The 5,938-nt window shown below is 60.9% G+C and carries 7 protein-coding genes and 1 pseudogene; 2 read left to right on the forward strand and 6 right to left on the reverse strand.

Features of this window, described 5'->3' with window-relative positions; all coding sequences use genetic code 11:
* The 6 genes from mnmE to rpmH form a co-directional block, all read right to left on the reverse strand.
* Positions 1–1,176, reverse strand: a 1,176-nt coding sequence (mnmE, locus tag JCM12178_RS16575) for a tRNA uridine-5-carboxymethylaminomethyl(34) synthesis GTPase MnmE (protein WP_054653034.1), incomplete at its 3' end; no start/stop codon positions are given.
* 63 nt (positions 1,177–1,239) lie between these two features.
* The gene (locus tag JCM12178_RS16580) at positions 1,240–2,295 is read right to left on the reverse strand and encodes a Jag N-terminal domain-containing protein (RefSeq protein WP_054653036.1); all 1,056 of its coding nucleotides are present in this window, start codon (positions 2,293–2,295) and stop codon (positions 1,240–1,242) included.
* Between the two features lie 53 nt (positions 2,296–2,348).
* Positions 2,349–3,995: a membrane protein insertase YidC gene (yidC, locus tag JCM12178_RS16585; RefSeq protein WP_054653038.1), complete on the reverse strand. Its 1,647-nt coding sequence runs from the start codon at positions 3,993–3,995 to the stop codon at positions 2,349–2,351.
* A 2-nt stretch (positions 3,996–3,997) separates the two neighbouring features.
* Positions 3,998–4,246 carry a membrane protein insertion efficiency factor YidD gene (yidD, locus tag JCM12178_RS16590; protein WP_083466013.1) on the reverse strand — a complete coding sequence of 83 codons (249 nt, stop codon included), beginning with the start codon at positions 4,244–4,246 and terminating at the stop codon, positions 3,998–4,000.
* Positions 4,243–4,626: a ribonuclease P protein component gene (gene rnpA, locus JCM12178_RS16595; RefSeq protein WP_083466014.1), complete on the reverse strand. Its 384-nt coding sequence runs from the start codon at positions 4,624–4,626 to the stop codon at positions 4,243–4,245. Before rnpA ends, yidD begins: the two co-directional genes overlap by 4 nt.
* On the reverse strand, positions 4,614–4,748 hold the full coding sequence (rpmH, locus tag JCM12178_RS16600; protein WP_054653042.1) for a 50S ribosomal protein L34: 135 nt from the start codon (positions 4,746–4,748) through the stop codon (positions 4,614–4,616). The genes rnpA and rpmH overlap by 13 nt, the downstream gene beginning before the upstream one ends.
* Positions 4,749–4,976: 228 nt before the next feature.
* On the opposite strand from rpmH, the gene JCM12178_RS16605 reads away from it, so the two are divergent.
* A complete protein-coding gene (locus JCM12178_RS16605; protein WP_054653045.1) occupies positions 4,977–5,630 on the forward strand; it encodes a lactate utilization protein in 654 nt (217 codons plus the stop codon).
* 2 nt (positions 5,631–5,632) lie between these two features.
* Positions 5,633–5,938 (forward strand): annotated as a pseudogene (locus JCM12178_RS16610) (UPF0280 family protein); the annotation flags it as partial.

Here is a 5,938-nt window from a genome sequence, read left to right on the forward strand (position 1 = left end):
CGGGTCGGGCTGGCCCTGTCCCGCGCCGAGACGCTTTTCCATCATGGCGGTGAGCTTGTCCATGTTCCGGCCGCTCTTGACCGAAACCTTGACGAAATCAAACATGAACCGCTTGAAAACCTTGAAAGCCGGGGGCTGGGCCTCGGGCAGGTCGTACTTGTTCAGGACCACGATGGTCTTGTTCGGCGGCAGCTGCACGGCCGCGTCCACGTCCTCGTCGGTGATGGTCTCGGAGGCGTCCACCACGTACAGGATGAGGTCGGCCTGTTCCATGAGGTCCCGGCTGCGCTCTATTCCGGCTCGCTCCACGGCGTCGCCTGCGTCGCGAAGCCCTGCGGTGTCGGCGAGGCGGATGGTCATGCCGCCCAGTGAGAGCGGTTCTTCAAGATAGTCGCGCGTGGTGCCGGGGGTGTCGGTGACGATGGCCCGGTCGTGGCCCACGAGGGCGTTCATCAGGCTCGACTTGCCCGCGTTGACCAGCCCGGCAAGCACCACCAGCGCACCTTCGCGCCACGCCTTGGTGCGCTCGAAAGCGGCCACGAGGTCGTCGAGTTTGCGGCGTACTTCCGCAGAGGTCGCGGCGATGGTTTCGGGCGGCAGGCAGTCCACGTCTTCCTCGGGAAAATCAACGGCCACACAGAGTTCCTTTCGCATGGACTCCAGCCGCTCGCGCAGTTCTTCGATGCGCTTGCCAAGCGCACCGGAGAGCCGGGTGCGGGCCAGATGCATGGCCGCGCGCGACGGAGCGTGGATCAGTTCGGCCACGGCCTCGGCCTGCGTGAGGTCCATGCGGCCGTTCAGGAAGGCGCGCAGGGTGAATTCGCCCTTGTCCGCCAGCCTTGCTCCGCGTGCCAGAGCGGATTCGAGGATGGCGGCGGTGACGGCGCGGCCCCCGTGGCAGTTGAGTTCCACCACGTCTTCGCCGGTGAACGATTTCGGGCCGGGCATGTAGGCCAGCAGCCCTTCGTCGATGACGTTCCCGTCAGCGTCGAGGAAGCGTCCGTAGTGGAGACGGTAGGGCGTGGGGCCGCTGAATTCGGGGGCGGCTGACTGGAAGAGTGCGAGAGCGATGTCACGGCTTTGCGCGCCGCTGATGCGAACAATGCCGACGCCGCCGGTTCCCTGCGGGGTGGCGACTGCGGCGATGGTGTCCTTTCTGCGTCCGGGATCGAGCATGGGAGAAGTCCTCGGGATGAAAAAAAGCCGGGAACTTCGCTTGGAAGCTCCCGGCCGTGGAATCTAGCGTTCGTTTCGGGCGTTGTTCCTTCGGCCGCCTCCGCGACGTTTCGGAACGATGAGCACGCGCTTGAGCGGTCCGTCACCCTTGGAGCGGGTGAACACGGTTTCCTTGTCCTGCAGCGTGAGGTGAACCACGCGGCGGTGGTAGGAGCTCAGCGGCTTGGTGCTCTGGGTGCGGCTCTGGTTTACCGCTTTTTCAGCCAGGTGTTCGGCAAGCTGGCGCAGCTTGTCGTCCTGACGCTCGCGGTAATCGCCGGTGTCGATCTGGACGCGCACGGATGTTTCCATCTTGCGGGAGACGAGGCGGTTGACCAGATACTGGAGCGAGGAGAGGGTCTGGCCCTCGCGGCCGATGATCAGGCCGCTGTTTTCCTCGTCATCGATGAAGACCTTGACGCGGTCGGTGTCGAACGTGATGTCGAGCTTGGCTTCGCCCACGATGGGTTCGAGCATCCGGCCGAGGGCCTCGCGGATGGTGGCCTCGATTTCGTCCTTGTCCAGCGATTCAAGCGTGGACACGGCAGACTCGCGGCGGGATTCGGCACTCTGCTTGGGAGCTTCAGGTGCTTCCGGTTGCGGAGCTTCCGGCTGAGGCTCTGGCTGGGGTTCCGGCTTTACGTCCGGAGCATCCTGTGCTTCTGCCTGCGGTTCTTCCGGCTTGGCCTCCTGCTTCGGGGCTTGTGCCTTCCTGTCTTGCGACTTTTGAGCAGCGGGCTTTTCGTCCTTGGCTTCCTTCTCCGGTTCGGGCTTTGTTTCAGCCTTGGGTTCGGGCTTGCGCTTGGGCTTTTGTTCCCGTTTGGGCTGCTTCCTGTTCTCGGACTTCTTGTCGTTGGCAGCCTTTTCCCCGTTGCCGTTCATGAACTCGTCGGTCTTGATAGCCTTGCGCGGGCGGGCTTTGAGTCTGGCCTTGCGCACGCCCATGATGCCGAATACGCCGGTGGAGCCGCCGCTGATGATCTCAATCTCAAGTTTTTCGCGACCCATTCCGAAGTGGTCGCACGCCATCTGGATGGCTTCGTCCAGGGTTTTTCCCTGAAAGTCTTTGAATTCGCTCATACTGGTTCCTTCGTTCGAGAGGGGGCCTACGTTTCGTGACAGTTAGTAATTGCTTAGGCCTCGTTCGTCGTGTTGCGGGTTTTCCTCATGGTGAACCACTGCTGTCCGATGGAAAGGACGTTGTTCATGAGCCAGTAAACAACCAGTCCGGCGGGGAACTGCAGGAAGAGGAAGGTGAATACCACCGGCATGAGCAGCATGATTTTCTGCTGGGTGGGGTCGCCCGTGGCCGGGGTCATCTTCTGCTGCAGGAACATGGTTGCGCCCATGATCAGCGGAGTGATGTAGAAGGGGTCCTTGGCGGAGAGGTCCGCAAGCCAGATCATGTCGGTACCCGGAAGGTACTCGATGAACGGCGCGTGGCGCAGTTCGATTGCGCCCAGCAGGGCCTTGTAGAGGCCGAAGAAGACCGGAATCTGCACCAGCATGGGCAGGCAGCCGCTGGCCGGATTGACCTTGTACGTCTTGTACAGGGCCATGGTCTCCTGATTGAGCCGCTGCTTGTCGTCGCCGTATTTTTCGCGAAGCTTCTGAACCATGGGCTGCAGTTGCTTCATCTTGTTCATGCTCTTGTAGCTCTTCTGCGAAAGGGGCCAGAAGAGAATCTTGATGAGAATGGTCAGGATGATGATGGCCACGCCGTAGTTGCCCACATACTTGTACAGGAACACGAGGGCGATGAGCATGGGCTTGGCCAGCGGGTCGAAGAAGCCGAAGTTGACGGCCTGTCCGAGGTCGTTGGGCATGGTGTCGAGGATGCCGCGATCACAGGGGCCCACGAAGTAGGACGCGGTGAGCGTCTTGTTCACGCCGGGCATGAAGGTCTCGGACTGGTCCACGGCCATGCGGAAAATGCCGTCCTGCACGCTGGCGTACAGCGATGCCTCGGGGGAGCCGGGCAGGATGGACATGATGAAATAGTTGGACTCGATTGCCGCCCACTGCAGGCCACCAGAAGCGCTGACGCCCTCGGTCTGCAGGTCTTCGCGGTTGTCTTCCTCGTTGCGGCCATCGTCGCTCAGCCAGGCAACACGGGTGGGGTTGTAGTTGTCGTCTTCCGCGCTCATGGACTTTGCGGCGGCGGTGAACGCAACGGAGGCTTCTGTGCCGGTCTTCTCCAGATTGAGAAGCGTGAGGTCTTCGGTGATCAGGTAGCTGTCGGCGTGGAAGGTCAGGCGGCGCTCAATGTCGAACCCGGCGGCGCGGCCCCGCAGGATGAGAACGGCCTTGCCGTCTTCGCCGATGGTGATGGTTTCGGGGCCGTCATACGCCCACTCGCCGTGCAGCCAGGTGTGGGTCTCGGCACCCTTGCGACCGATGATGATGCCCATGGGGCCCTTGGGAACGGATTTGCCGCCCACAAGGTCCACCTGCGGGGAGCCGGGCTTGATGCCTTCCTTGTACTTCTTGAGGACGAAACGCTCCATGATGCCACCGGACGTATTGAACGAGGCGGTGAACAGGGGGGTGTCGACGACAACGCTCTTGCCCGCGGTGGGCACGAAATCCTGTGCGGAGGGAGCATCCACGGCTTTCTGCGCGTCGGACATGAGCGGATTGCCGGATGCCTTTTCCGAGGAGGCCTGTTCTGTGTTGGCGGCGTTGTTGCTCTGGGGCGTGGGCTGAGGGAAAAGCATCTGCCAGCCGACAAAGACGGCGAAGGAAAGTGCCAGGGCAAGAATGAATCGTTTGTTGTCCATGATTACTGTCTCGTTTTGAGTTTTGGTGCGGGCCAGTTTGCGGGAACGGGATCATACCCGCCCTTGCAAAGCGGCTGACAGCGCAGAAGTCGCCACGTGGTCAGCACGAAGCCTTTGGCGGCGCCGTGCCTTATGAACGCCTCGCGGGCGTATTCGGAGCACGATGGAAGAAACCGGCAGGAGCCGGGAAGAAGAGGGGAGATGAAGACCTGGTAGAACCGGATGAGCGCCAGGAAGATATAGCGCATCATGTCCTCTCTGTGAGCTCGCTGCCGATCTTGCGCTGCAGGGTGCCCAGCGCGGGCAGGAGCTCCTCCGTGGCGAGGGCAAGATTCAGGCTTTCCGGATCGAGGTTGCGTTTGGGAACCACCACGATGTCCAGCGGCAGTTCGATAGCATGCTGGTGAAGCCTGAAAAACTCGCGCAACACTCGTTTGATGCGGTTGCGCGTGACTGCTGGCCCCGATTTTCTGCTGACGGTCAGGCCCATCCGGAAGGAGGGCCTGTCAGACCGCAGCAGTGCGAAAAGAATGAAGTTCCGAGTGAAATGCTTGAAACCCCGATCGAAGCACCTCACAAAGTCGGGGCGCCTGAGCAGCCGACGCTGCCTCGGCCAGCTTAGATGCCTAATCTTTTGCGTCCCTTGGCACGGCGGCGACGGATGACGGCGCGGCCGTTTTTGGTGCGGGAGCGCACGAGAAAGCCGTGGCGGCGGTTGCGACGAATCTTACTGGGCTGGTAAGTGCGTTTCATTGTAATATATCTCCTAAGAATGAAGTTGTCGTTCTGATGGCGTCGAACGGTTGCATATAGCGGGAAGACCGATGCCCGTCAAGGGTTTCCTGACCGTCTTTCCCGAATCGTCAGACGCGCGCCTTCCTTCCGCGCAGCTTTTGCTGTACATCGTGGCAAGAGTCAAGCGCTATTGACCCAATACATATAACAAGTGGTCGTTTGCGGCAACAAAACGCAGGAGGAATAATGGAAAACCCCTTTGAAATCTACTGGAATCTGAAGCTGGCTGCCGTGGCCGAGGCGCTGGGAAAGAATGGCTACGACGTGTCCATAACCGAATCCGCCTCCGAGGCCGCCGGGCTGGTGAAGAATGAAATCATCTCTGCGCTCAAACCGAAAACCCTCTCGTGGGGCGGGTCCCTCTCCTTTGCCGCCACCGGGCTGTATGAAGAACTGAAAGAGGATGGTTCATTCGAGATCATCGATACTTGGGACAAAGATTCTTCATTTGAGGAAAAGCTGGAGCGTCGCCGCGAGGCCATGATCTGCGACCTCTACTTTACCGGGACCAACGCCCTGACTGAAACCGGGTGGCTGGTGAACCTCGACATGATCGGCAACCGTGTGGGTGCCATGGCCTTTGGGCCGAAGAACGTGGTGGTGGTCTGCGGTCGGAACAAGATCGTCCCCGGTCTTGAGGAGGCCATGCAGCGCATCAAGGACTACGCGGCCCCGGTCAACTCCATGCGGCTGGACAAGAAGACGCCGTGCCGCAAGACAGGCGTTTGCCATGATTGCGATAGCCCGGAGCGCATCTGTAACGTCTGGACCATTCATGAGAAATGTTTTCCAGCCGGGAGAATCAAGGTCGTTCTGGTCAACGAGGACCTCGGGTTCTAGCCGTGAAAGCAAAGCATACCAGCAGTGACCGGGCGTATCGCGATGCGGTGCGCCCGGGTTCCGGCGAGGTCCGTTTTCAGGTGGCGGTGGAGCATACCGACCTTCTCGTCGTGGCCCGTGAGGACCTCGCGACCGAGATGGCTGCGGAAGTCGTCCGTCTGCGCGGACAGATAAAGAACCATATTCTCTTTCACCCGGATTTCGCCGAAGCGATGGCGCCGGTGCCCGTGGGTGCGGCGGCTCCGGAAATCGTGCGAGCCATGGCCGCCGGAGCGGAACCGTGCGGCGTCGGTCCCATGGCTGCCGTG

The organism is Salidesulfovibrio brasiliensis JCM 12178 (genome assembly GCF_001311825.1).
Lineage (GTDB): Bacteria > Desulfobacterota > Desulfovibrionia > Desulfovibrionales > Desulfovibrionaceae > Pseudodesulfovibrio > Pseudodesulfovibrio brasiliensis.

What these genes read in the sequence shown, in the direction of transcription:
- JCM12178_RS16580 (WP_054653036.1), bottom strand. Translation starts at nt 2,295, where the DNA reads ATGAGCGAATTCAAAGACTTTCAGGGAAAAACCCTGGACGAAGCCATC.
- yidC (WP_054653038.1), bottom strand. Translation starts at nt 3,995, where the DNA reads ATGGACAACAAACGATTCATTCTTGCCCTGGCACTTTCCTTCGCCGTC.
- yidD (WP_083466013.1), bottom strand. Translation starts at nt 4,246, where the DNA reads ATGATGCGCTATATCTTCCTGGCGCTCATCCGGTTCTACCAGGTCTTC.
- rpmH (WP_054653042.1), bottom strand. Translation starts at nt 4,748, where the DNA reads ATGAAACGCACTTACCAGCCCAGTAAGATTCGTCGCAACCGCCGCCAC.
- JCM12178_RS16605 (WP_054653045.1), top strand. Translation starts at nt 4,977, where the DNA reads ATGGAAAACCCCTTTGAAATCTACTGGAATCTGAAGCTGGCTGCCGTG.